This is a genomic window from Bacillus sp. TSO22 (assembly GCF_020223595.1).
In the GTDB taxonomy this organism is placed as follows: Bacteria; Bacillota; Bacilli; order Bacillales; family Bacillaceae; genus Bacillus; species Bacillus inaquosorum.
Window position 1 is genome coordinate 188,650 of the sequence record NZ_JAHAWO010000014.1, and the last position, 25,811, is coordinate 214,460.

25 protein-coding genes are annotated in these 25,811 nt (G+C 44.9%); 8 read left to right on the plus strand and 17 right to left on the minus strand.

Features of this window, described 5'->3' with window-relative positions; genetic code table 11:
• Positions 1 to 15: 15 nt before the first annotated feature.
• Entirely contained in the window at positions 16 to 1,434 is a 1,419-nt protein-coding gene (locus KHQ79_RS18285; RefSeq protein ID WP_225516444.1) for an MDR family MFS transporter, read from the plus strand.
• 45 nt (positions 1,435 to 1,479) lie between these two features.
• Here the strand turns inward: KHQ79_RS18285 and KHQ79_RS18290 are convergent, their stop codons facing one another.
• From KHQ79_RS18290 to yclN, 4 genes are read right to left on the minus strand one after another with little or no spacing between them, the layout of a single operon-like run.
• Entirely contained in the window at positions 1,480 to 2,436 is a 957-nt protein-coding gene (locus KHQ79_RS18290) for a siderophore ABC transporter substrate-binding protein (protein ID WP_003240199.1), read from the minus strand.
• Positions 2,437 to 2,457: 21 nt separating this feature from the next.
• A complete protein-coding gene (gene yclP / locus KHQ79_RS18295; RefSeq protein WP_003240196.1) occupies positions 2,458 to 3,216 on the minus strand; it encodes a petrobactin ABC transporter ATP-binding protein YclP in 759 nt (252 codons plus the stop codon).
• Positions 3,210 to 4,157, minus strand: a complete 948-nt coding sequence (gene yclO, locus KHQ79_RS18300; protein ID WP_003240194.1) for a petrobactin ABC transporter permease YclO — start codon at positions 4,155 to 4,157, stop codon at positions 3,210 to 3,212. Before yclO ends, yclP begins: the two co-directional genes overlap by 7 nt.
• Positions 4,150 to 5,100, minus strand: a complete 951-nt coding sequence (yclN, locus tag KHQ79_RS18305) for a petrobactin ABC transporter permease YclN (RefSeq protein WP_003240192.1) — start codon at positions 5,098 to 5,100, stop codon at positions 4,150 to 4,152. The genes yclO and yclN overlap by 8 nt, the downstream gene beginning before the upstream one ends.
• A gap of 384 nt (positions 5,101 to 5,484) precedes the next feature.
• Between yclN and KHQ79_RS18310 the strand changes: the two genes are divergently transcribed.
• Both KHQ79_RS18310 and KHQ79_RS18315 read left to right on the plus strand, forming a co-directional pair.
• Complete coding sequence (locus KHQ79_RS18310) at positions 5,485 to 6,858, plus strand: aspartate kinase (protein ID WP_225516446.1); 1,374 nt, start codon at positions 5,485 to 5,487, stop codon at positions 6,856 to 6,858.
• 142 nt (positions 6,859 to 7,000) lie between these two features.
• Positions 7,001 to 7,108: a YjcZ family sporulation protein gene (locus KHQ79_RS18315; RefSeq protein WP_019257466.1), complete on the plus strand. Its 108-nt coding sequence runs from the start codon at positions 7,001 to 7,003 to the stop codon at positions 7,106 to 7,108.
• 95 nt (positions 7,109 to 7,203) lie between these two features.
• Here the strand turns inward: KHQ79_RS18315 and phrC are convergent, their stop codons facing one another.
• The 4 genes from phrC to yclJ all read right to left on the minus strand — a co-directional run bounded on the left by phrC (position 7,204) and on the right by yclJ (position 10,706).
• Positions 7,204 to 7,326 carry a phosphatase RapC inhibitor PhrC gene (gene phrC / locus KHQ79_RS18320; protein ID WP_003240188.1) on the minus strand — a complete coding sequence of 41 codons (123 nt, stop codon included), beginning with the start codon at positions 7,324 to 7,326 and terminating at the stop codon, positions 7,204 to 7,206.
• Positions 7,310 to 8,458, minus strand: a complete 1,149-nt coding sequence (rapC, locus tag KHQ79_RS18325) for a response regulator aspartate phosphatase RapC (RefSeq protein WP_019257465.1) — start codon at positions 8,456 to 8,458, stop codon at positions 7,310 to 7,312. The genes phrC and rapC overlap by 17 nt, the downstream gene beginning before the upstream one ends.
• A 162-nt stretch (positions 8,459 to 8,620) precedes the next feature.
• Positions 8,621 to 10,036 carry a two-component system sensor histidine kinase YclK gene (yclK, locus tag KHQ79_RS18330; RefSeq protein ID WP_084994560.1) on the minus strand — a complete coding sequence of 472 codons (1,416 nt, stop codon included), beginning with the start codon at positions 10,034 to 10,036 and terminating at the stop codon, positions 8,621 to 8,623.
• Positions 10,023 to 10,706, minus strand: a complete 684-nt coding sequence (gene yclJ, locus KHQ79_RS18335) for a two-component system response regulator YclJ (RefSeq protein WP_003240180.1) — start codon at positions 10,704 to 10,706, stop codon at positions 10,023 to 10,025. The genes yclK and yclJ overlap by 14 nt, the downstream gene beginning before the upstream one ends.
• 212 nt (positions 10,707 to 10,918) lie before the next feature.
• Here yclJ and KHQ79_RS18340 point away from each other — a divergent pair, with 212 nt between their 5' ends.
• Positions 10,919 to 12,379: an ABC transporter permease gene (locus tag KHQ79_RS18340; protein WP_225516448.1), complete on the plus strand. Its 1,461-nt coding sequence runs from the start codon at positions 10,919 to 10,921 to the stop codon at positions 12,377 to 12,379.
• Between the two features lie 15 nt (positions 12,380 to 12,394).
• Complete coding sequence (locus tag KHQ79_RS18345) at positions 12,395 to 13,075, plus strand: ABC transporter ATP-binding protein (protein WP_060397919.1); 681 nt, start codon at positions 12,395 to 12,397, stop codon at positions 13,073 to 13,075.
• Between the two features lie 102 nt (positions 13,076 to 13,177).
• On the opposite strand, the gene KHQ79_RS18350 is transcribed toward KHQ79_RS18345, so the two are convergent.
• Genes KHQ79_RS18350 through gerKA form a run of 3 tightly spaced genes read right to left on the minus strand, consistent with a single transcriptional unit; the run spans position 13,178 to position 17,174 of the window.
• On the minus strand, positions 13,178 to 14,302 hold the full coding sequence (locus KHQ79_RS18350) for an endospore germination permease GerKB (protein WP_060397918.1): 1,125 nt from the start codon (positions 14,300 to 14,302) through the stop codon (positions 13,178 to 13,180).
• Between the two features lie 24 nt (positions 14,303 to 14,326).
• On the minus strand, positions 14,327 to 15,550 hold the full coding sequence (locus KHQ79_RS18355) for a Ger(x)C family spore germination protein (protein ID WP_225516450.1): 1,224 nt from the start codon (positions 15,548 to 15,550) through the stop codon (positions 14,327 to 14,329).
• On the minus strand, positions 15,540 to 17,174 hold the full coding sequence (gene gerKA / locus KHQ79_RS18360; protein ID WP_003240170.1) for a spore germination protein GerKA: 1,635 nt from the start codon (positions 17,172 to 17,174) through the stop codon (positions 15,540 to 15,542). The genes KHQ79_RS18355 and gerKA overlap by 11 nt, the downstream gene beginning before the upstream one ends.
• 124 nt (positions 17,175 to 17,298) lie before the next feature.
• Here gerKA and KHQ79_RS18365 point away from each other — a divergent pair, with 124 nt between their 5' ends.
• Positions 17,299 to 17,520 (plus strand): YczF family membrane protein, encoded by a 222-nt coding sequence (locus tag KHQ79_RS18365; RefSeq protein ID WP_003240168.1) that lies wholly within the window; start codon positions 17,299 to 17,301, stop codon positions 17,518 to 17,520.
• A 16-nt stretch (positions 17,521 to 17,536) separates the two neighbouring features.
• On the opposite strand, the gene KHQ79_RS18370 is transcribed toward KHQ79_RS18365, so the two are convergent.
• Positions 17,537 to 19,291 (minus strand): right-handed parallel beta-helix repeat-containing protein, encoded by a 1,755-nt coding sequence (locus KHQ79_RS18370; RefSeq protein WP_225516452.1) that lies wholly within the window; start codon positions 19,289 to 19,291, stop codon positions 17,537 to 17,539.
• Positions 19,292 to 19,570: 279 nt separating this feature from the next.
• Between KHQ79_RS18370 and KHQ79_RS18375 the strand changes: the two genes are divergently transcribed.
• On the plus strand, positions 19,571 to 21,049 hold the full coding sequence (locus tag KHQ79_RS18375) for a peptide MFS transporter (protein ID WP_060397915.1): 1,479 nt from the start codon (positions 19,571 to 19,573) through the stop codon (positions 21,047 to 21,049).
• Between the two features lie 38 nt (positions 21,050 to 21,087).
• Here the strand turns inward: KHQ79_RS18375 and KHQ79_RS18380 are convergent, their stop codons facing one another.
• The 5 genes from KHQ79_RS18380 to KHQ79_RS18400 all read right to left on the minus strand — a co-directional run bounded on the left by KHQ79_RS18380 (position 21,088) and on the right by KHQ79_RS18400 (position 24,746).
• Positions 21,088 to 21,933, minus strand: a complete 846-nt coding sequence (locus tag KHQ79_RS18380) for an alpha/beta fold hydrolase (RefSeq protein WP_225516455.1) — start codon at positions 21,931 to 21,933, stop codon at positions 21,088 to 21,090.
• A gap of 68 nt (positions 21,934 to 22,001) precedes the next feature.
• A complete protein-coding gene (locus tag KHQ79_RS18385) occupies positions 22,002 to 22,466 on the minus strand; it encodes a pyridoxamine 5'-phosphate oxidase family protein (RefSeq protein WP_032732219.1) in 465 nt (154 codons plus the stop codon).
• Entirely contained in the window at positions 22,463 to 22,690 is a 228-nt protein-coding gene (gene bsdD, locus KHQ79_RS18390; RefSeq protein ID WP_019257455.1) for a phenolic acid decarboxylase subunit BsdD, read from the minus strand. The genes KHQ79_RS18385 and bsdD overlap by 4 nt, the downstream gene beginning before the upstream one ends.
• A gap of 17 nt (positions 22,691 to 22,707) precedes the next feature.
• Positions 22,708 to 24,129, minus strand: coding sequence for a phenolic acid decarboxylase BsdC (bsdC, locus tag KHQ79_RS18395; RefSeq protein ID WP_225516457.1), 1,422 nt, complete (start codon positions 24,127 to 24,129; stop codon positions 22,708 to 22,710).
• Positions 24,130 to 24,131: 2 nt separating this feature from the next.
• Entirely contained in the window at positions 24,132 to 24,746 is a 615-nt protein-coding gene (locus KHQ79_RS18400; protein WP_225516459.1) for a non-oxidative hydroxyarylic acid decarboxylases subunit B, read from the minus strand.
• Between the two features lie 89 nt (positions 24,747 to 24,835).
• Here KHQ79_RS18400 and bsdA point away from each other — a divergent pair, with 89 nt between their 5' ends.
• Positions 24,836 to 25,708, plus strand: a complete 873-nt coding sequence (gene bsdA, locus KHQ79_RS18405) for a transcriptional regulator BsdA (protein ID WP_014112633.1) — start codon at positions 24,836 to 24,838, stop codon at positions 25,706 to 25,708.
• Positions 25,709 to 25,811: the final 103 nt, after the last annotated feature.

The window sequence follows — 25,811 nt, forward strand, 5'->3', positions numbered from 1 at the left end:
AAGAAGGGATATGTATTGAACACAAGTATTGAACAAAAACCTTTTAACCGTTCTGTCATTGTCGGCATTTTGTTAGCCGGGGCGTTTGTCGCGATTTTGAATCAGACGCTGTTAATTACTGCACTTCCCCATATCATGAGGGATTTCAATGTCGATGCCAACCAAGCGCAATGGCTGACCACTTCATTTATGTTAACCAACGGAATATTAATTCCGATTACCGCGTTTTTAATTGAGAAATTCACGAGCCGGGCGCTGCTCATTACAGCAATGAGCATTTTTACTGCCGGAACAATCGTCGGAGCGTTCGCGCCGAACTTCCCGGTTCTGCTGACAGCGCGTATTATTCAAGCGGCCGGAGCCGGCATTATGATGCCGCTCATGCAGACCGTATTCCTGACGATCTTTCCGATTGAAAAGCGCGGCCAGGCCATGGGTATGGTCGGATTGGTCATCTCGTTTGCGCCTGCGATCGGACCGACTCTTTCCGGATGGGCAGTCGAAGCTTTCTCTTGGAGATCACTGTTTTATATCATTCTTCCGTTTGCTGTGATTGATTTAATTCTTGCCAGCATCCTGATGAAGAATGTGACGACTTTAAGAAAAACACAGATTGATATTTTATCAGTTATCCTATCGACATTTGGATTCGGCGGCCTTCTGTACGGCTTCTCAAGCGTCGGCTCTTACGGCTGGACCAGTTCAACCGTCATGATTTCACTGCTGGTGGGTGTCATCGCACTGCTCCTGTTTATCACAAGACAAATGAAGCTTGAAAAACCGATGCTGGAATTCCGCGTCTTTACGTTTGGCGTGTTCAGCTTAACAACACTGCTCGGAACACTTGTCTTTGCATTATTGATCGGTACGGAAACCATCCTGCCGCTTTATACACAAAACGTCAGAGACGTCACAGCTTTTGATACAGGGCTCATGCTTCTTCCGGGAGCCGTTGTGATGGGCTTCATGTCACCGATTATCGGCAGAATCTTTGACCGTGTCGGCGGAAGAGGCCTGGCGATTGCAGGTTTCTGCATCATCTTCCTGACATCGCTGCCGTTTATGCAGCTGACTGACCATACGTCACTCGCTTGGATTGTCGTTTTATACACTGTTCGTCTTTTAGGTACCGCCATGATCATGATGCCGGTGACGACAGCCGGAATCAACGCGCTGCCGCGCCACCTGATTCCGCACGGAACAGCGATGAACAATACCATTCGCCAAGTCGGCGGCTCCATCGGAACCGCACTATTGGTTTCCGTCATGAGCAACCAGGCGGCACACGCAGGCACGACAAATGTAAAGCACGCCGCCCTGCACGGCATGAACGCCGCTTTTATCGTGGCAGCCTGCATTGCACTTGTCGGCTTCCTTCTCTCCTTTACATTAAAGAAACCTCAGCGCCCTGCCGAACAGCAGCCGGCACGCTGATCATAAAAAAAGAGCCCCGTTTTTTAGCGGAGGCTCTTTTTGGTTTTACTTCTCTAAACCGTCTTTTACTTCTTTAATCATTTGCGTCATAGACTCAAGTCCGCCTCCTGATAAGTACCAAGTAGCAGAATCAAGGTAAACGACATGATCATTTTTCACTGCGTTTACGTTTTTCACATAATCATTTTCAACGACTTGTTTAGTAGACGATGTTTCTCCGATCGCTGTACCGCGGTCAATAACAAACAGGTAATCAGGGTTTGTTTTTGAAATGTACTCATAAGAAACACTTTGTCCGTGAGTAGACGCTTTGATGTTTTTATCAGCCGGTGTCACGCCGAATACGTCATGGATCAGGCCGTATCTTGATTTAGAACCAAAGGCGCTGATTTTGCCGTCGTTCGCCATAATCACAAGACCGTTTTTGTTCAGCTTTTCAGCTTTTTTCTTAAGATCTGCAATTGAGTTATCAATTGTTGCAAGTTCGTCTTTTACTTCATCTTCTTTATCAAAGATTTTTCCGATTGTTTGTGCATCTGATTTAAATGTTTCCATGTATTTCGCTGTGTCTACGCCAAGATAAATCGTCGGCGCAATTTTAGAGAATTCTTTGTAAGACTCAGATTGTCTGCCTGAGATAATGATCAGGTCAGGGTCTATATCCGCCACTTTTTCGAAGTCTGGCTCTTTTAAGCTTCCGACATCAGCATATTTGTCATCTTTGAATTTAGACAGATAGCTTGGAAGGGCTTGTTTCGGAAGGCCCGCTACTTTATCATCAAGACCGAGTTTATCTAACGTATCTAAGCTGCCAAAATCAAATACGACTACTTTTTTAGGATTTTTCGTCACTTTTGTGCCGTTTTTGTCCAGCTGGTGTTTTACTGTGATTTGCTCTTTCTTTGAATCAGAACCTTTGCTGCTGCTTGTGCTTTGGTTTCCGCATGCAGAAATGACAACTGCCGTCACCAAAGCGATGAATAGTAATGCGAACTTTTTCATGCTCTTCACCTCTTCTATATATTAAGAAAAATAAACACCTATTCTTTGATTATCAATCGTCTGAATCGGAATGGTCATATCGTAGATTTCCTCAAGCACAGAGGTTTCAATAATCTCCTCAGGCGGCCCCTCTTTTACGATTCGGCCGTTTTTCAAGGCAACGATATGATCGGAGTAGACGGATGCGAAGTTAATATCATGAATAACGATCACGATTGTTTTCCCAAGCTCCTCTACCAGCCGTTTCAGCAGTTTCATAATTTCAACTGAATGTTTCATATCCAGATTGTTCAGCGGCTCATCCAGGAAAATATAATCTGTGTCCTGGGCAATGACCATTGCGATAAATGCCCTTTGGCACTGTCCGCCGCTCAGCTGATCCAGGTATTTGTCCTGAATGTCTTCCAGCTTCATATAGCCTAGCGCCTGATTGATATGAACCCAGTCTTCCTCTGTCAGCCGGCCTTGTGAGTACGGAAATCTGCCGAAGCTGACGAGGTCTTTGATGGTGAGCCTGATATTGATTTGGTTCGCCTGCTTCAAAATGCTCATTTTTTTGGCAAGCTCTTTGCTGTCGCAGGCTCCAATCTCTTGTCCGTCTATGAAAATCTCGCCGGAATCCTTTTTGATCAGGCGGCTCATAATAGACAGCAGTGTGCTTTTGCCGGCGCCGTTAGGACCGATAAACGAGGTAATTTTGCCTTTTTGAATCGTGACTGACGTCTCTTCAAGGACAACTTTCCCGCCGTATTGTTTGCTTACATTTTTGACCTCTACCATGATTTATTCTCCTTTAACAGCAAGTAGATAAAATAAATCCCGCCGGCAAAATTAATAATGACGCTCAGCGTCGTTGAGAAGGTAAACACTTTCTCAACCACAAACTGCCCTCCGACCAGCGCAATGATGCTGATGAAGACGGAGCCTGCGATTAAGTATGAATGCTTATATGTTTTCAGGAATTCTCTCGCCAGATTGACGACAAGAAGGCCTAAGAACATAATCGGCCCGACTAGCGCGGTTGAAACAGAAACAAGGATCGCAACCACGACCAGCATCTGCTTCACCACTTTGTCGTAGTCAATGCCCAAGTTCACGGCGTGCTCGCGTCCGAGCGACAACACGTCAAAAAACTTCGTAAAACGCCAGACATAAACGCCTGTCAGCAGGAAGATGATGAACGCGAGCCATAACAAATCCGTATTGATGTTGTTAAAGCTGGCAAACATCTTATCCTGCACAACTTGAAACTCATTCGGATCAATCAGCATCTGCATAAAGGAAGACAGGCTGCTGAACAGCGTGCCAAACACGATTCCGACGAGCAGAAGGAAAAAGATATTTCTCCCCTCTCCCTTGAACATGATCTGATAAAGAACTAGGGAAAACAGTATCATCAGCAGAACAGAGATGATAAAGTTGATGTTTTTATTCATGATGACAATATTCGCAGAACCGAACAAAAAGATAATGCCGGTCTGAATCAGCATGTAGAGAGAATCAAGGCCCAAGATGCTCGGCGTCAGGATGCGGTTATTCGTAATCGTTTGAAAGATCATGGTCGAAAACGCAATCGCTCCCCCCGTCAGCACAATGGCAGCGACCTTTTTGATTCGTCTCGGCAGGGTGTAATCCCAATTGCCTAAGTCATAAAACAGAAACAAGCCGATACATATCAAGGCTAAACCAACGAGCAACGCAATTTTCATCTGGTTACGCATACGCTTTTCTCCTTAACAGCATAAACAGGAAAATGCCGCTGCCGATGATTCCGACCATCAGGCCAATCGAGATTTCGTAAGGGAAGATAATGATTCTGCCCAATATATCGCAAAACAGCACAAAAACCGCTCCCAATAGCGCAGTATGCGGCAGGCTGCTCTTGAGATTGTCTCCTCTGTAAATCGATACAATATTCGGGATGATTAAACCGAGAAACGGCAGCATACCGACAGTCAAAATGACAAGAGACGTGACCAGGGACACGATAATGAGCCCGATGTTCACAACCCGTTTGTACTTCAGGCCGAGGTTGACAGAAAAGCTTTCTCCCATACCGGCCACTGTGAATTTATCCGCATAAATATAGGCAATGATGACGAGCGGAATACTCAGATAAAGAAGCTCGTATCTTCCTTTCACGACTAAAGAGAAGTCTCCTTGAAGCCATGATGACACATTCTGGATCAAGTCATATTTATATGCGATAAATGTCGCGATTGAACTGACAATACTCCCGAGCATTAACCCGACAAGCGGAATAAAGATCGTGTCGTTAAACTTGATTCTTTCAAGGATTTTCATAAACAGAAAATTTCCTGCAAGGGCAAAGACAAATGCAACCAGCATTTTCATTAAAGGACTGGCGGATGTAAACAGCAGCAGGGAAATTAAAATGCCGAGCCTCGCCCAATCCATCGTGCCCGCCGTCGTCGGTGACACGAATTTATTTCTGCTGATCTGCTGCATAATCAAACCGCAGATGCTCATGCTTAAGCCAGCGATGATAATGCTGATCAATCGCGGCAAACGGCTAGCAAACAGCGTTGACGCCTCTTGGTTGCTTAAATCGAAGAGATCAAGCGGCGACAGATCTTCCACGCCGATAAATACAGATGTAACTGCTAATATGATAAGTAGAATAAATAAGTAACGTAGCTTCATGCTGCCTCCTTACATCCTTACAGCAAAAAGAACGCATCTCCTACTCCGCAAGGACTCAAAACAATATGGCCATATAGTAATTGATTATCATTATCATTTACATATTACCATTTTTCTAGTGTTAGTCAATATTCTTTCAAAATATTAACCTAGTCATTTATTCAATTTTACTAATAATTCTAACCATTTTCCATCCCAAATCGTAGATTGTTTACCATAATGAACTTCATATCGCAATTATACGGTCAGCAAACCTAACGCCATTCCTTGTAGAAAATACAAATGTTCGTTCCAGAAAGAAATTTTCCCTTGATTTACAGGACTGAAAGAGAGATAATAAGTACTAAATTTGTGTGAAAATTTTAAACATTAGGAGATGTAAACATGAAGGTCGTTAAATTCGGAGGCAGCTCACTCGCTTCAGGCGCCCAGCTTGAAAAGGTGTTTCACATCGTAACCTCAGACCCGGCACGGAAAGCTGTAGTCGTTTCAGCTCCCGGAAAACGCTATGCCGAGGATACGAAAGTGACTGATCTCTTAATCGCATGTGCAGAACAATATTTGGCAGCAGGCAGCGCCCCTGAGCTGGCGGAAGCTGTGGTGGAACGGTATGCCCTCATCGCTAATGAGCTTCAGCTGGAGCAAAGCATTATCGAAAAAATACGCGATGACCTGTTTACGCTTTTAGAAGGAGATAAAAGCAATCCCAAGCAGTATCTTGACGCCGTCAAAGCCAGCGGAGAGGATAACAACGCCAAGCTGATTGCCGCCTATTTCCGCCATAAGGGTGTGAAAGCAGAATATGTGAACCCGAAGGATGCCGGCCTTTTTGTGACAAATGAACCCGGCAACGCGCAAGTTCTTCCTGAATCCTATCAAAACCTCTATCGTCTTCGGGAACGCGACGGCCTCATCATTTTTCCCGGCTTTTTCGGATTCAGCAAGGATGGCGATGTGATCACTTTCTCACGGAGCGGTTCTGATATTACCGGCTCGATTCTTGCCAACGGACTTCAAGCCGATTTGTACGAAAACTTTACGGACGTGGATGCTGTGTACTCTGTTAATCCGTCTTTTGTTGAGAATCCAAAGGAAATCAGCGAGCTGACTTACAGAGAGATGCGTGAGCTGTCCTACGCGGGTTTTTCGGTGTTTCATGATGAAGCGCTCATTCCGGCATTCAGAGCGGGGATTCCTGTTCAAATCAAAAATACGAACAACCCGTCAGCACAAGGGACTCGCGTCGTCAGCAAACGGGATAACACAAACGGGCCTGTCGTCGGCATTGCCAGCGATACCGGCTTTTGCAGCATTTATATCAGCAAGTATTTAATGAACAGAGAAATCGGATTTGGCCGCAGAGCCCTTCAAATCCTGGAGGAGCACGGTTTGACGTATGAGCATGTTCCATCGGGAATTGATGACATGACCATCATCTTACGGGAGGGGCAAATGGACGCGGCCACTGAGCGCAGCGTCATCAAACGGATCAAAGAGGATCTGCAAGCCGATGAAGTGATTGTCGAGCATCATCTCGCACTGATTATGGTTGTAGGAGAAGCAATGCGCCATAATGTCGGCACAACGGCAAGAGCGGCCAAAGCATTATCAGAGGCAAAAGTAAATATTGAAATGATCAATCAGGGATCTTCTGAGGTAAGCATGATGTTCGGCGTGAAAGAAGCCGAAGAACGAAAAGCCGTTCAAGCGTTATACCAGGAATTTTTCGCGGGCGTGCTGGTCTCTTCATGTACATAAAAAGCGGGCGGCAGCGCCCGCTTTTTTTTATATCACCTCAGTCTAGCCGAATTGTTCAATTTTTTTCTTGTCCACTATTATCCCTGCCAAGCTGATCGTTTCTGCATATCTTATAGTATCCTTCATAGGGAGGTGAAACCTTATGTCAGGATACTCTAACGGCGGCGGTTACGGCAGTTCTTTCGCTTTAATCGTTGTATTGTTTATTCTTTTGATTATCGTAGGGACTGCGTTTTTCGGCAGCTACTAAGCAGCTGACCGTCTCTGCGGGCGCCGTAAGCTCTACCTCTTGCGGCGCTGATTAAAAAAGAAACACCCCTTCTCTTGATGAGAAGGGGCTGGTTCTTACGTCATTCCTCTTTCCGTTACATGAAAGTCGAGTGATTCGGCGTTAGCAGAAACGCCAGCCACTGTAAAAATCGCGGCTGCGGCCAAACAAATAACAAACAACTTAGATTTCAATTTCATACAAACCTTCACTCCTTTGTATTTGTTTTCTTGCCTCTTCAACTTTTAGAAAGTAGGAAGCAGACAGTTTGAACCATTTTTGTTCATAGTAGTATTTTGCTACTTCTAGGGCTAAATCCTCTATATCAGCGTACATATTTTTATTTTTTAAGTAATGGAAACATCGTTCGATTCCTTCTTCATTGGGCTGATCCTGATATAGGGATTGCAAAAACTCGAATTTTACCGCGTAGTCTGCATCGTCTGTTTCTTTAGCATATTCATAGCCCCGCTTGTGATATTCCGAAGCTTTATCATGTTTTCCCCGTTTATAATAAATCAGGGTGATTAAAAAATAGGCTTGCGGCAGCGAATTGATGATTCTGCTGCTTTCAAACGTGGAAACCGATTTTTCAAAGTAGTCAATGGCAGGGTCAAGAAGCTCTTGGTTGTAATAGCATAACCCAAGATTGTAGTATGCTCTTCCAACCAGCTGGGCTTTTTGTTCTGCTTCGGCCATTTCGAGCGCCAATTTGAAATGGCGTGCGGCTTGTTCGAAATTCCTTTCATCCATCAGGTTGACCCCGAATACGAAATGGCATTGAATAATTCTCACATTATAGGTTTCCTGCTCCACATAAATTTCATAGGCGTTTTTTATATTGATCAGTGAAAAGTATGTTTGCTTCATATAATAATAAGCTTCCGCGATTTTAAAATAGAATTCAGCCCGTTCAATATGGTCTGCAACAAAGGAAAGCTTTTTCTCCGCCTGTTTATAATATGTAATGGCAGAAATAAATTCCCGCTTATCAAACTCATACATCCCGCGGAAAAAATTCACATAATAGTCGAGCAGCCCTTTGAGATCTGCCTGGTTGCTGTCGATGTTTCTTGATAATTCAGACAGGCTTGGCTGGTCTTCGATATTTAATTTCTCTAAGGGCTCTAGATAATCAAGCATAAGCTGGTGGCGGAATTCCATTAGTGAATAATAGAGCAGCAAGTTGGAATCGTGCTGCATGTGTTTCAGTTCCTGCTGGATTTCAGCTTTTAACACTTCGGCATCCGGTACGCTGAATGTCCGGATATATTTGTACCATTCGTTAATTTTTTGACCGACCGCTGAAGAAGGAATTACCCCGCTCTTCATTCCTTCACCCTCTCCCATCAAAAACTGTTTATGTCATATTTTATCATGTTTACAGGCCGTCCCGACCCGAAAAACACGCAATCTTTGTTTCGGGAGCACGCAATAAACCGAAGCGATGTGCAAAAAAGGCGGCTGCATTTGACGATGCCGCCGCCCTGTATGTTATTGCTGTTTTGCCGTTAAAGGAAGGCGGATGATGAATTTCGTGCCTTTTCCTTCTTCACTCTTGATTTCTACTGTGCCCTGATGCATTTCAACGAGCTGCTTGACGATGGAGAGACCGAGTCCGTATTCCCCGTATGCCGTATTCGTTCTTGAAATATCAGCCTTGTAGAACCGCTCCCAAATATGCTCAATATCCTCTTTTGAAATGCCGATTCCCGTATCCTCGATTTCGATAATCGTCTCTTTATATCCTTCTATTCCGCGCAGCCAAATATTGCCGTTTTGCGTAAATTGGATGCTGTTTTTCGTAATATTGACGAGAATTTGAATTAACCGGTCATAATCGGCATGGACGATAATGTTATCCTCTACCTGAATCGTCAGCTTGTTTTGCTTTTCTTCCGCCTGCTGTTCCAAGTGCTCTTTCACAATTTCGAAAACCTCGATTAGCGGAACATCGAGCTTGTTCAAGGTAATTTGCTGGGATCTGATTTTTTCATAATCCAGATTCTCTTTTACGAGCCGCAGCATTCGCTTCGTTTCCTCACTGATGAGAGAGAAGCATTTTTCCTTCTTATCCTCAGGAATCGTATGGCTGTTCAGCCCTTCAACCAAACCGTTGATGGTCGTCAGCGGTGTCCTTAATTCATGAGACACGTCAGCGATAAACTGCCTTCTCCGCTTCTCAAGTCGATCGATTTCATCCCTTGATTGCTTTAATTTTTTCGCCATGATATTAAAGTCAGACGCCAGCACGCCGATTTCGTCACCGTAGCTGTTTTCCAAGTGGATATCATAATCGCCGGAAGCCACTTTATCTGTCGCTTCTCTCAGCTTTTCAATCCGTTTCACATGGAATTTGGACAGAAGCCAGCTGACGAGAATGGTAATCACAAGTGTGCTGATCACAGCGTAAAACATGTAGAGATTGACCTGATTGACCATCTGTTCAACACCGCTGATCGGAGAAATCAGCAGAACGGCACCTTTAAATTCGTTCTGAACAAAAATAGGCTGCGCCACAAGGGACACTTCATCATCAAAACGGCCATCAGCTCTGATCATGACAGTCTGCCCTTTTTTCAGCTTATTCCATTCTGATTTCTTCAGCTTTTCCCTTGGCGGAAAACCTTCGGGCATGAAATAAGGACGCTGCTTTTCATCAAAAAGCATAAACTGTGTCTTTCTTGTGCTCAGCAAATCCTGATACGGGTACAGCCTGTGCATGTCAACCTGGCCGCCTTGGAATTCGTTTGCGATCTGTACCGCATATGATGTCAATTCCTCTACTTTGTTTTGATAGGCAAACTCTTTCACAAAGTGGGAAAACAGAGAAATGATAATGACAAACGCTAAAAGCAAAATGCTGATATGGCTCAGCAGCAGCTGATATAAATATTTAATCTTCATCAAATTTATACCCTACTCCCCACACCGTATATAGGAAAGGCTTGTCTTCGCTGGCAAGCTTTTTCCGCAGCCGTTTAATATGAACATCAACCGTTCGCTCATCTCCGTAGAACTGATAGCCCCATACCTGCTCAAGCAGCTGTTCTCTGGAGAACACCTGCCGCGGGTTTTGGACAAGGTAGTACAGCAGATCGAATTCTTTCGGCGTGAGGTTTTCTACAGGCTCTCCGTTTAAAAATACTTCTCTCGTTTTCTTATTAATGGTAAAGCATTCCGACTCGATCAAATCTTCATCAATGACCGCTTTGCCCGTCGCCTGATATCTTCTGATGACGGCTTTAATGCGGGCAACCAATGTCAGCGGACTGAACGGCTTCGTGACATAATCGTCCGCTCCCATCTCAAAACCGATGACCTGATCTGATTCAGTGTCTTTGGCAGTCAGCATGATAATCGGCACCGTGCTTGTCTCTCTTATTTTTCTGCAGATGGTCACGCCGTCCATGGATGGAAGCATAATATCCAAAATGATCAGGTCCCAATTTTCTTCCGTAAAACGCTGGTATCCCTCTAACCCATCATGAACGAATTCCGCTTCAAAACCTTCCTTAAAAAAGAACATCTCCGTCATCGTACATACACTAACATTATCTTCTATCATTAATATTTTCATTGTATCCTCCGGTTGTTTTGATGCTTTTTTATATAATAGCACCATTTTATACAGAAGAATTTGTGTTTCACAATTGTTAGTTTTTATTTAATCAACTAGAAATAGATTGTTCATACTTTTTTCATACCTTTGGACTACTATTAATTTATCAACAAGCGGGCCCGCCCCACAGGCGGTCTTAACAATATAAATACCTATACGGAGGAACATAAATGAACTTTATCAAACGGGCCTTTTGGAATATGAAGGCTAAAAAGGGAAAAACGTTATTGCAATTATTTGTGTTTACAGTCATATGTGTCTTTGTTCTGTCAGGCCTCACAATCCAGTCGGCAGCACAAAAATCAAGCGAACTGGCCAGACAGGAGCTCGGCGGAAGCGTGACGCTCCAGGTTGACCGCCAAAAGCAAATGGAAAAACAGCAGGACAGCGGAGAAAAACGCAGCTTCGAATCAACACCGATCAAAGTATCTGATGCGAATAAGCTTGCAGCACTTGATCATGTGAAGAGCTACAATTACACCACATCAGCTTCAGCCAACGCAGGAAACTTTGATGCGATTGAAAGCTCTAGTTCAAGTGATTCCAGCTCAAGCAGTTCAAGCTCAAATGCTAAAAACAGCCAAGGCGGCGGCCAAGGCGGACCGCAAATGGTTCAAGCCGATCTTTCTATCGAAGGTGTCATCAGCACAGCGTTAGTCGATGACTTCTCTGACGGAGATTCAAAAATCACAGACGGACGCGCGATTACAAAATCAGATGTCGGCAAAAAAGTAACAGTGATCAATGAAACATTAGCGGAAGAAAATGATTTAAGCGTTGGCGATTCGATCACAATTGAATCAGCCACGGATGAAGATACAACGGTAAAGCTGAAGATTGTCGGTATCTATAAAACAACGTCTTCAGGCGATGACCAAGCCCAGAATTTCTCTTTCTTAAATCCTTACAACAAGCTTTACACACCTTACACAGCAACAGCAGCGCTGAAGGGTGACGATTATAAAAATACGATTGACTCAGCCGTTTACTATATGGATGATGCGAAAAATATCGATGCCTTCGTAAAAGCAGCGAAGAAAACATCGATTGACTTTGATACATTCACATTGAATACAAACGATCAGCTTTACCAGCAAATGGTCGGCCCGATTGAAAATGTAGCTTCTTTCTCTAAAAATGTCGTGTATCTTGTGTCTGTGGCAGGCGCTGTCATTCTTGGCCTGATTGTCATGATGTCAATCAGAGAGCGCAAATATGAGATGGGCGTGTTAATGGCGATCGGTGAAAAACGCTGGAAACTGATCGGACAGTTCTTAACTGAAATTCTGATCGTAGCCGTTATCGCGATCTGCATTGCATCATTGACGGGAAATCTAGTTGCAAACCAGCTCGGAAATCAGCTTTTATCCCAGCAGATCAGTTCATCAACTGATTCAACACAAACCGCTAGCGGACAAATGCCCGGCGGCGGTGGCGGCATGGGCGGCGGAATGTTCGGACACAGCTCAGCAAACGTAGATGTCATTGATTCACTGAACGTTGCGGTTTCTATGAACGACATGCTTGTTCTTGGCGGAATCGGCATCTTCATCGCAATCATCGCAACATTGCTGCCGTCAATTTCAGTACTGCGGCTCCATCCGAAAACGATATTGACAAAACAGGAATAGAAAGAGGCGAAATTTATGAGCTTATTAGAATTTCAACAAGTCGGCTACTGGTATAAAGACAAAAGCCAGCCATTGTTTCAGGATATCAACATCAGCTTTCAAAAAGGAAAATTCTATACAATCGTCGGCACATCAGGGACAGGAAAAACCACTTTCCTGTCTCTGGCAGGCGGACTAGACGCGCCAAAAGAAGGAACCATCTTTTACGAGGGAAAAGCTGTTTCCAAAATCGGCTTAACAAATTTCAGAAATCAATGTGTATCAATTGTCTTTCAGGCGTACAACCTGCTTCCATATATGACGGCTCTGCAGAATGTCACAACCGCCATGGAAATCACAGGTTCTAAAGAAAAGGACAAAGAAGCGTATGCGCTGGAAATGCTGCAGAAGGTCGGCATCAGCGAAAAACAAGCCCGGCAAAAAGTGCTGACACTGAGCGGCGGACAGCAGCAGCGGGTATCTATTACAAGAGCTTTCTGCTGTGACACGGATCTCATCGTAGCCGATGAACCGACCGGAAACCTTGATGAAGATACATCAAAAGAAATCGTACGCCTCTTTCAAGATCTGGCGCACAAGGAAAATAAATGCGTCATCATGGTGACGCACGATGAGCAAATTGCAAAAGTATCGGACATCAACATCAGACTTTCAAGAGGAAGCTTTACTGTGAAGGAAAACACCGCAGTCGTATAACAAAAGCGCGCCTCTGCCAGTGCAGACAGGGGCGCAACCTATATCCCCCTTTTATATAGAAGTGAACATAAAAAGAGCGGCGGCTGCATCCCCCCGCTCTTTTTATTGTTTTTTTCTTCCCGATCCATTTGATTTCTCTCTTCGCTTCTTTTTCCAAACGGCAAGAATAAACAGAAAGAGCGGAAACAATACCTGAAAAGGCAAATGAATATACAGCGGCACCACTTTTAGGCCTTCGTTCAAATGCTCTGAAAAGTTAGTCGCGATGGTAATAGAAAGAATTAAGATGCCCAATCCCATTGGATAAGCCAATTGAGAAGGGTTCTTTTCCTTAAAAAGCGTGGACGTGCCCACCACCACTGCGTATAAGTAGAGGCTAACCTTAAAGAAGCCGCCGATGATCAGTGCCAGCATAAAAAAGACATCTAGCCGGTCTAAAAATTCTTCAACCTTGATCGTCTGAATCGTACTTAAAAGCGGGAACTGGGATCTGAGTGTAAGATCAACATCAAGTACGCTGATATTAATCGCCACGGTAAGCGCCACAACCAATCCGCTGATGGCCATGGCGATCATCCCCTTTTTTTTCACATCTTTTCGGTCATTAAGATAAGGGAAAATCATCACGAATAAAACGACTTCACCAAACGGAACGTACATGGTCTGCGTAAAAACAGAGTGAATGACAGGAGGAATGCCATCTACTAAAACCGGTTTTAAATTCTGCGGGTCTATGGAACCTGAAACAACAATTAGCACGAGGCCGATCGCACCCAGTAAATACATGGCTCCGAAAAGAAGCTCCGCCGCGCGGGCGAGCACTTCAATTCCTTTTCTGACGGCATATATGCTAACAATCATTAATAAAGCATTCACAATCAGAATCGGCGTATCATGATAAGCAAACGTCAGCAGCATTTCCCCAAAGTCACGCAGCACCCGGGCGGCAATATAGGCAAAGTACAGGATATACAGAAATGAAAACAGCCAGCTCAGTTTGGTTCCCAGCATATCATCCATATATTCTTTCGGGGAATATTCCGGGTAACATTGATAAATGCCTTGATACAAATAGTAAAGAAACAAACCGACCGCACAGCCCAATAGAACTGCTATCCAAGCATCCCTGCCGGCCATTGATCCAGGTGTAATCAATAAGGCGCTGCCCAGCTCAAAAATGATAATCATGACAAACAGCTGCCTGATGCTGATTTTGGCTTTTTCCATCTGCCATTTCCCCTTTCTCCAGCCCTACTCACCTTTAAGCTGGTGCCTGAGTGGATTGTTTCGCAACCCCGTTCTTCTGATATACGTCTCCGCCTTCACATCGACAGGCAGTTCCGGCAAATACTCTTTGTCCCATGTGTCCTTCATTTTTTCCCACTGCTTCGGATACTTTCTATATATCGTGTCACCAAAACCGATAAAGTCAATTTTGTTCTTTTTGATCTTTTTCACAGCATGGCTGATTTCCTTTTCCAGCTCTTTGTTGAGAGCTTTTTCAATAGAGGCCAGCACCTTTGGATTAGACAATTGGAAAGGGTATTTGACAGCATCTATAATTCCTTCAACTGTCACATGTACGTGGATGTGAGGACGCCCGTTCCGCATCTCAGGTACCAGCTTTGTGGTTTGATGGGTGATTTGTAAGCTGACCGCGTCCTTCGTCTTGCCCCAGTCAGCATTAACAAACGTATGCTGAATCTTATTCATAAGCCAGACAGCTCCAACGCTTTCCTTGTCTTCAATCCAATACTTTAAATGGCCTGATTTATCAAAAACCGCCAAACCGTCTGCCTGAAGAATGGCTTTCGGATCTGTCGCCTGCGTGTTTTCCATGCTGATTCCTTTTTTATCGTCACCAATCATCATATATCCCGGGATAACAGGCGCTTTTGTCGTGATGGCAAGTGTTTTCAGGACGTCCTGAATATTGGTTTTGACCACCCGTCCATATTGCGCCTCCGTGAAGTCGAGTGTTTTATTGACTTTATTTGACGGAATTTTATCAATCGGCGTCAGGATTTTTACGATATTTTCCGCTTTTGTCTTATGGGCAACGACCATTGTCGCTGTTGTCCTAAATTCCGTATCGCGGTCAAGGTTATCTAACACAAAATCCAAGCCTTCCTCTCTCGCCAGCTTTTCACTGATCACGACCAGATTGGTATGGGCAAAGTAAAGCCGCCGGGATACTTTCATGGAGGCTTTTCTGAGTGCTTCCGTCATATTATCGCCTTCAATGGAATAGACCGAGATAGGCGGCCTGTCTCCAGCACCGCCGCCCTGCAGCCCGCCGGCAACATTTCCGGGATTGATAATTTGAAGATGCAGCACGTAGTTGCCTTCGTTCGTCCGATCAATGCCAATCGCTGAGATAATCGCAAGGTCCGTCAGTTCCCGCTTATCCCAGCAGCCGGGCAGCACAATGACGCTCAAAAGCATGAGAACGGCTAATACACGTTTACGTACCATTCTTATCCCCTTCTTCCAAGTCTTTGTTCACCATTCCGCGTGAACCATCAGGCACTGGTCGCTGATCTTCCGCCTGCCGCACCTTATCTTCCTTGCTGATTGATTCCGGCCTTTTTTGATCAGCCCACCATGGAACCCTGAACAGTGTGTCCTTTACCCCTTGAGAAGAAAAGGGAGCAAGCGGCGACATATAAGGAACACCGAAAGAGCGCAGGCTGCATAAATGAACAAACATCATAATGATCCCTAAAATCAGCCCGTAAAACCCCATAATAGAAGATGCAATAATAAAGATAAATCGAATGAGACGGGCTGAAATGGCCATGGCAAATGCGGGTGTCGCGAAGCTGGCAATCGCGGTGATGGCAACGATAATGACCATAGCCGGAGAGACGATGCCTGCTTGTACGGCAGCCTGGCCGATAACAAGCGCACCTACGATCGATACCGCCGAGCCAACAACACGCGGCAGCCTGACGCCGGCTTCCCTCAGAATCTCAAAAGCAACCTCCATCGTGATTGCTTCGACAACAGCCGGAAAAGGGACAATCTCCCGCTGAGCCGCAATAACCACTAACAGCTGAGTCGGAATCATTTCCTGGTGAAACGTCGTGGCTGCCACATAAACAGCCGGGGCGACAAGTGAAATAAAAAAGATTAAAATTCGCAGAACCCGTATGCTTGTCGCAATGTCAAAACGCGAATAATAGTCTTCAACGGACTGAAAAAATTGAATAAATAATGCCGGCGCAATGAGAACAAACGGCGTTCCGTCCACAACAATCGCAAATCTTCCTTCTAACAGATTTCCCGCCACAACATCCGGGCGTTCTGTATGATACAAGGTCGGAAACGTCGTAAATGTTTCATCTTCAATCAGCTGCTCGATATATCCAGACTCTAAAATACTGTCAATATCTATTTTTTTCAGGCGCGAGCGCACTTCTTTCAGCACCTTTTCATCACAAATGCCATGAATGTACATGAGCGCGACATCCGTGTGTGTCACAGATCCGATTTTCATTTTCTCTACCCATACATTCGGATTTTTGATGTATCGGCGGATCATGGAAATATTGGTTTGCAGAGACTCTGTGAACCCTTGGCGCGGACCGCGGAAGGACACCTGGGTGCTCGGCTCTTGGATGGAGCGTTTCTCTCCCCCTTGTGTGCTGCAAATAAGCGCCTCTTCTGAACCGTCTGCGAAAATCAGTGAATTGCCGAGCATTAATTCAGAAAAAAGCTTGTCCCAGCCCTTTTCTGCTTTCACTCCGCCCAGCGGGAGCGTTTTTTCAAGAATCTGCTGGATGGCATGAGAATTTTGGATGGACTCGTCCTGAACCAAGGGCTCGATTAGAGATTCATGAATCGTGTTATTATCGACCAGACCCGCAATATAAATAACAGCGAGGTGGACACGATCCTGTTCCCCGATTTTGATCTCGCGAATGATGACGTCGGAGCTGCTTCCGACTTCCTTTTTCGTTTCAGCTATGTTTTTTGCCAAACTTGGGGAAACGAGAACCGGCCTTTCTTTTTCCTGTTGCTGGTTCTGATTCTTTTCTTCCATATTCTGTTTGTCTTTTGAACCGGTATTGTTCTTTCGCTTAAAAAATAAAGGCATACACAAATACCTTTCCTTGTCGTTTTCTCATATTCTTCCTTTGAGAGTTGAGATTATGCATTCGGATGGCTGCGGTATAACTTCTCTGATAAAGATAGACACTAAAAGCGGAGGGTGATGAAGCATGAAAATATTAGGCGTGACAGGGATCATATTAATTTGTTTATTAACTATTTCTGTTTTCATGGACATGCTTCAAGGTTTCAGTTTGACAAAAGCCATTTATAACAATATGTCCAGCTTTAAAATGACGACGTTTACAGAATGGGTCGTGCTTTTATTTTTTGTTCTGATACTAGTGAGGGAAATATATATGCTCTATAAAGCGAAAAAAAAGAACCCCTAGAGCGGGGCGTTTTTTTTCAGACGATAATATTGCCGTCTGCTGTATCACTAGTATGTTTGTTGATTGTTCCTTTGAAGATGCGATTGCCGATGATTTTGGAATTGGTTGAGGTGTTTGTTTGGATGGCTACCGCCGTGCCTGCGGAGAGGTTATTGATGGTGTTTCCAGAGATGATAGAACCTGCAGAACCGTTGACATAAATGACAATCGGATTCCCGGCCGTTCTGTTGACTGAAATGGTATTATCAAATATCTCATGTACACCGGCGCTGATATAGATGGTGACCAAAAGCGGAGATCTTTCAAAGTGGTTGCTGATAATAGAGGTTTTTGCACTTGTGGAGCAGTAAATCGGGTAATTTTTAAAATTTTTAAATGTATTGTTTTTGATGACGGCGTTAGCATTGTTCGTGACGGAAACGGTATACGATTCCAAGGCTCCTTCGAACGCATCGGGAATCATTGTATTTCCTTCAATCACCGCGTTTCCTTGAGCGATCCAAATTCCCCGGCTGAATTTTCTCAGCACATTATCTTTTATGATCATATCGCCGCCGGTTATGGTCACACCGTCAATGACTTCAATGAGGCAGTTATTCAGAAATGCGCTATCATCTGACAGCACTGCGCGGAGTCCGGTACTGCGCCTTGTTTCAGACAGTCCGTTTTGAATTTGGTTGCCGTCTACCTTTACATCGGAAGACTGATAAACCAATATCCCTGTGTTTTCAAAGTTACTGATTTTGTTGTTCGTGACAAGAACGCTCTTTCCTCTGACATCAATCCCGGTTGAAAACCCGGTAATAAGATTGCCGGCGATCACCGCATCACTGCTCTCTTTTCCTTGTGACACACCGAGTCCGGTAATCCCGACTCTAGGTGCAGCAGCCGCGTCTTCCGCCCGTCTGAGAATATTTCCCTTGATCACCGTTTGAGTTCCATATCCATAGCTGATCGTATTGTCTGAATGGTTTCCTTCTATTGAAATGCCGTACCCGTTAAAATTGGTCACAGAACTTGAAACGTTTCCGCTAAAATGGTTATTGCGAATGGATACATTGATCGGCTCTTCATAGTCAACATCGCCTTCACCGTATCCTTCTATATCAATTCCGAATTTCGGCGCTGTTCCATTTCCCGTCCCGGCATCTTCAATCACGCATTCCTCCACTGTGACCATGTCACACCCAGTTATGGAAATGTTATTTCTTCTCGACCGCCGAACCTCACAGCGGCGGATGGTAATATGCTCTGACGTTCGATAATTATTAGATGTTTTTAAGCCTAACGGACTGACAATAATCCCGTCCCCGGTGAAATCAGAAATTTTGACATCATCAATGACAACATTCGAGCATCCTTCAATGCAAATGCCGAAGCCCCATTCATGGGTTGACCTTATCCCCGCGGACGCATACGTATGTTTATCCCGCTCGCCGATAATTTGTCCCCCGGAAATGGTTATATTCTCTTGCCTGCCTACATAAAATGCGGAATACCCCCACGAACTGTTCGGAATGACTTTGATGATGCACTCTGGGTCCATCATAATCTCAAGGTTGCCGGGAACAATAATTCCGGCGTTTCGAAACTTTTGATTGGAATCTCCTCCAAGTGTCCCGTCTATTAAATATGTCCCTTTTGGGAACCAGACAGTATGATATCCTTTCGAAACAGCCGTACTGAGGCACTGATTAATCAATTCTGTTGAATCCGTTTTACCATCTCCTGAAATACCAAAATCCGCCGCATTTAATATGAATTCAGCCAATTGCGAGCCTCCTTCTCCATGATTAGTATCATGATACTCACAAAGGCCCGATCCGCTTGTACATTTCTCTAAAATTTTATTAAAAAAATATAAAGGAATAGTTTTGTAAGAAAACCTCACGAAAAAAGTCCTAAAAACCAGTATAAATTCACTATTTTCATACGTTTATATTTTTTCTATTCTGGAACTTCTTGAAATGAGTATAAATTATATTGACACAAGTATTATATAAGAATATGATTTTTATAATACACTTTTTTAAGAAAGGGTTTGGCTGACATGGCTTCGATTGATAACGAAAGTATCATTAAAAGCGTCCCGCAAAAAGGGTTCTTTGGTCACCCGCGAGGACTATTTACGCTATTTTTCACCGAATTTTGGGAGCGTTTCTCTTACTATGGAATGAGAGCAATCTTGCTTTACTATTTGTATACAGAGACAGTAAACGGAGGGCTCGGCTTTGACAAAGGCACAGCGGTTGCCATTATGTCAATTTACGGATCTCTCGTATACATGTCCAGTATTATCGGCGGATGGCTCGCTGACCGGGTATTCGGTACCGCAAACACCGTATTTTACGGCGGCATATTCATTATGTTCGGCCACATTGCACTCGCCTATCCGGGCAGCGCGACAGCATTCTATATCAGCATGGCGCTTATTATTATCGGAACAGGCTTATTAAAACCAAACGTTTCCAGCGTGGTTGGAGATCTTTATACGAAAGAAGACACACGCCGCGACTCAGGTTTCAGTATTTTCTACATGGGGATCAACCTCGGTGGTTTACTCGCGCCGTTAATTGTCGGAACACTCGGACAGAAGTACAACTACCATCTCGGCTTCGGAGCTGCCGCAGTCGGAATGCTTCTCGGACTTATCGTATTTGCTCTGACAAGAAAGAAAAACCTCGGGATTGCAGGTTCAAATGTGCCGAACCCGCTGTCTAAAAAATCAGCGATCGGCACCGGAATCGGGGTTATCATTGTAGCGATCGCGGCGATTATTGCTGTACGAACAGGCGTGCTGACGATCAATCGGTTCATCGACCTTGTAAGTATTCTCGGTATTTTGATTCCTATTGTTTATTTCATTATCATGTTTACAAGCAAAAAAGCGGACAAAACAGAAAAATCTCGTCTTGCCGCTTACGTTCCTTTGTTTATCGCCGCTGTCATGTTCTGGGCCATTCAGGAACAGGGAGCAACCATTCTTGCGGTATACGCTGATGAACGCACAAGGCTTTCATTGGGTGGATTTGAACTTCAGTCATCTTGGTTCCAATCATTAAACCCATTGTTTATCGTCATTTTTGCGCCAATTTTTGCGTGGCTATGGATGAAGCTTGGCAAACGCCAGCCGTCCACACCAGTTAAATTCTCAATCGGAATTATTCTAGCTGGCTTGTCATTTATCATTATGGTATTCCCTGCAATGCAAGGAAAAGAAGCACTCGTAAGCCCGCTTTGGCTCGTCCTCAGCTTCCTGCTTGTCGTGCTTGGAGAGCTGTGCCTGTCTCCAGTCGGTTTATCCGTAACAACGAAACTGGCGCCAGCTGCATTCTCTGCACAGACAATGAGTATGTGGTTTCTGACTAACGCAGCAGCCCAAGCGATCAATGCCCAAGTAGCCGGATTGTTTGATAAAATTCCTGAAACAATGTACTTCGGCACCATCGGTTTGATATCAATCGTACTTGGCGGCATTCTCCTGCTGCTATCGCCGATTATCAAACGCGCGATGAAAGGGGTCTTATAATAAGAAACAGCCCGCGGATTTTGATCGCGGGCTGTTTTTTATTTGTCCATCCATTTGCTGAAGCTTTGATCAAAGGCTTGCGGTTCTTCCAGCATCGGCTGATGGCCGCTCTTCTCAAAAATAACCTTCTCCACATGGGGATATGACCCCTCAACAGCATCCCACAGCGTAACAGGCGCAACCAGATAATCATATCTGCCTAAGCCGATATACACCGGCACTTGAACGTCAGCTAACCGCTCAATAAGATCAAGCTGGGCAAATGTATGTCCCCATAATTCATCAATGATCGGCATATTCGTGAAAACACCGTCCCATAAAGCAGCAGCATGCGGACGCTCTTGATAAAAGCTTTTCGCTTCAGCGCGAATACACATGTGCACGAAGCGTCTTTCGGGATCAATCTCTATGTCCCGCGGCAAATTCGCAATGTCTTTTTCAAAGCGTTTCTTTCTCTCGAGACTGGCGGTCTCCATGAAAAACGTTTCGCTTTTTCGCTGTCTTTCTTCACTGTTATCAGGTGCAGTATTGAAAAGCGCAACCTTCCGAACATGTTCAGGATATGTCCTGGCATATTCTAAAGCCATAAAAGCGTGCCCAGAATGGCCCAAGATGACGACATCTTCAAGCTGAAGAGACGTTCTCATCCTTTCAATATCGGCCAAGACGGCATCAAGACTCAAATCTTCTGCCCGCAGTTCCCTCTTGATTTTAGCAAATCCCCTATGATCGACAAATATCCATTGATATTTCTGTTTGATGTGTTCGGAAAAAAGACGCGGGTAGTAAACCGCACTCCCGATCACAAGAATGGGTGCGCCCTCTCCCTCGATTCGATATGATAAATCAAAACCGTCTGAGTGACAGATCCCCGTACGTTCCATTTCTCTCGCCTCCTTTGTTTTCATTATATAAAAATAAAAGCCTGACGCATGGCGTCAGACTTTCGATATTATTGCTTCAATTCCTCAAGCGTCTTATCCCATCTATTCAGCACCTCTTCAGGGCTGTGAAGCTGGATATGGACACCAGAAGTCAAATCAGCATATTTCGCAACGTCCTCCTTCACCGAAACGATGCGGCAGGCAAAACGGTCTCTGTCATATTCAGCTTCTTTCATAGTCGGCAAAGGCTCGCATTGCAGCTTCACATAATGAGCGGCTCCCTCCCACCATGCCGTAAACTGCGCTTTCCCTGTGCGAAGGATGTTGGCGGCAGTCGCTGTGTTTTTCCAAAGCGCGATTCTTATATCCGTTCGGCTCAGAGCAATGATTTCTCCCGCGCTGATCATGGCGGCGTGCGGCCAGCCGTCCTCCGATACCGTTTGGAGAACGAAAGCCTCATGCTGCTTCTCCTCCAGGCGTTTCCCGTCAAGCAGCTCAAAGAGACGGTCTGATATACAATTCACGCTGATCAGGCCTTTCGTTCAGGCACAGCCGGAACTTCAATTGCTGTTTCTGTTTCCTTCGGATCGATTTTAAACGCCGGGTTGTATTTCGCCGGATTTGTAATGCTTTCCGGCTCACAGGATCTCCATGTAAAAAAGCATGTTTGGCACTGATAAACTTCCCATGCGCCTTCTACAGGCGATTTGCTCATGACTTCTCCCTTTTTTGAGTCGCATCGAGGACATGTATGCATATCGAATCATCCTTTCGTTATTTATTCATTAAGTCCATTAGTTTTTGTTCCCATTCTTTCGTTGTTAATGGGGAATCAAGCGGCTGTGAATAATGGCCTCTTGTTTCCGGTGCAACTGGTGTCGTAGCGTCAAGAATCATTTTGTGAGTGATTCCTGATGGGTTAGATCCCGGGTCAAGCGGCAGGACAGATAAATCCGGAATGATAACCGCATCGTGCTTCGGATGCATTTTGGTCGAAAGCGCCCACATGACCTGCGGCAGGTTGAATGGATCGACATCCTCGTCAACGACAATGACCATTTTGCAGTAGCCGAGTCCGTGCGGTGTTGTGAGTGCGCGCATGCCGACCGCTTTTGCAAATCCGCCATAGCGTGTTTTTGTGGAAACGATCGCGATCAAACCGTGTGTGTACATGGCGTTTACTGCCACAATTTCATTCGGATATGCTTCTTTTAACTGCTGATAAAGCGGCACACAAGTATTGATGCCGATCATGTAATCACATTCTGTCCAAGGCATGCCTAAGTATAAATGTTCGAAAATTGGATTGTTTCTGTGATACACGCGTTTAATTTTGATGATCGGCATGCTGCGTCCGCCAGAATAATGGCCTGTGAATTCACCGAACGGGCCTTCATATTCACGCTCTCCGGCAATGATTTCACCTTCAAGTACAACTTCAGCGCCCCATGGAACATCAAGATCAGACAGCTTTGATTTAACGATGCGATATGGTTCGCCTTGAATTGCGCCTGCCATTTCGTATTCTGATTGATCATAAAGAAGGGGAGTCGATGCCGCCGTTGTAATGACCGGCTCACAGCCGAGCGCAATGGTGACCGGAAGATTGATGCCGCGTTCTTCGGCTTGGCGCAGATGGATCGCAATATCGTGCTGCGGCACAGGCTGAATGCCGAGGCGGTCTTTTCCTTTGACCTGCATTCTGTAAATGCCGACGTTTTGTTTGCCGAAGTTGTCAGGGTCTTCAAGATCGCGGGAAATGACACATGCTTTGTCTAAATAGTAACCGCCGTCTCCTTGGTTAATTCTGAAAAGAGGCAGTATATCGAACAAATTGATATCTTCTGTGATTTCATTTTCATGAAACGGCGCTGTTTCCTCACGTTTGACCGGCATCGGAAACTGGTCATAACGCTTCGCGAATTCAAAAAACTGTTCTTTTACCGGCGTGTCTTTTGGCATGCCCAGCATCATTGCATGGTTCGGCCAAGAGCCGATCACATTCATCGCAATTTGTGCGTTGTGATAGCCGTAAATGTTGTTAAATAAGAGCGCGGGGCTTTTATCGCCAAGATTGCTGGCTGCGCCTGCTGCGGCTCCTAAATCCGGCTCCGGCTTTACCTCTTCATTCACTGTTAGCAGCTGTCCTTCTTTTTCAAGGGCAGCGAGAAATCCTCTGAAATCTTGATAAGCCATGATCAAGCTCCTCCTTTTTGTTTTTCAATCCCATTCCAGCGTTTCGCTTCAGGAAGGCGAATGCCAAATTGGTCCAATGTTCTGAATACAATATGGTCGACCATTTCCTCTAAGCTGCTCGGTTGATTATAAAATGCCGGCATCGGAGGAAGAATGATGGTGCCCATTTTCGTAAGCGCTAGCATATTTTCGAGATGAATCTGGTTCAAAGGCGTTTCTCTCGTTAAGAGGACGAGTTTTTTTCTCTCCTTGAGCATGACATCCGCCGCACGTGTCAGCAGATTATCAGCCATCCCGGTGCGAATGCTTGCGAGTGATTTCATGCTGCACGGCGCAACAATCATTCCATCGGTATCAAACGAACCGCTTGAAATGGCTGCCGCCTGATCTTTATGCGAATATGTGTATGTGGCTAGTTGTTCTACTTCTTTTAAGGTATAGCCTGTTTCGTGTTTGATCGTGACGTTAGCCCAAGGAGACACAACGAGATGGGTTTCCACTCCGGCGGCCTTCAGCCACTCCAGCAGCCTGACCCCGAAAATGGCCCCTGTTGCCCCTGTCATTCCGACAACGAGTTTCACTTTGCCCCCTCCTTTACACTTGAATTCTGCTTTCATTTCCATCATACTCCTGATATATCCATATGAAAAATATCTGTTAAATCTATATTTAATACCTAAAAGGTATAGTGAGGAGGCGCTTTCTTTTGGACATTCGCCAGCTTCGATATTTCATTACCATAGCCCAAGAACAGAAAATCACGTCCGCCGCCAAAAAGCTCCACATGGCGCAGCCGCCTTTAAGCAGGCAGCTGAAACAGCTGGAGGACGAGCTTGGTGTCGTTTTGTTTGACCGGAATAAGAAAAAGCAAATGACGCTTACATATGAAGGAACTGTTTTTCTGAAAAGAGCTAAGGAGATTCTACATAGGTTTGAGGATGCCGTCATCGAGGTACAAGAGCTGAAGGAGGAGGTGGCAGGCACACTGGCCGTGGGTTCAACGATTTATTGTGCCGCTCTGATGCTTGAAAAAGTAACACAGATCAAAGAGAGATACCCGCACCTCACCTTTAATATTTGGGAGAATGAGCCTGCGACGCTGTTAGAGCTGCTGGAAAGCCGTCAAATCGATGCGGCGGTCACGACGACATTGATCAAAAGCGACACAGTCCAATTTAAACAGCTTGACGACATTCCATGTGTGCTCGTGCTTTCAGAAGAGGCCGGATATCCGTGCGGTGACACCATTAAAATGGAGGACATTCCTTCCTTTCCGCTGATTCTGCTGCGGCCTGTCAACGGGAAAGGCGTCTATAATCAGGTCATGAATGAATTTCATCGTTTGAATCTGGAGCCGCGTATTGTTTGTGAATGCCACGATTCCGCAACTTTGCTCAGTCTCGTTTCTTCCGGATTTGGCGCGTCCATTCTGCCCGTCACGATGATTCCCGTTCATATGAGAAACCACGTTCACACTGTGCATATCGAAAACAATCCCTTCATTATGACACCGGCTGTCATGTGGAGAACGGACAGTTATTTGCCAAAACCGGTACAGCAATTTTTGGATTTATTTTAAAAGATTTTGCCTTATGAAAACCAATTACTTGACTCATACTAAAAAAAAGTTATCCTTTAGATTTGTAAGCTATTTTTTTATTTCAATAAAATCAACCAGAAAA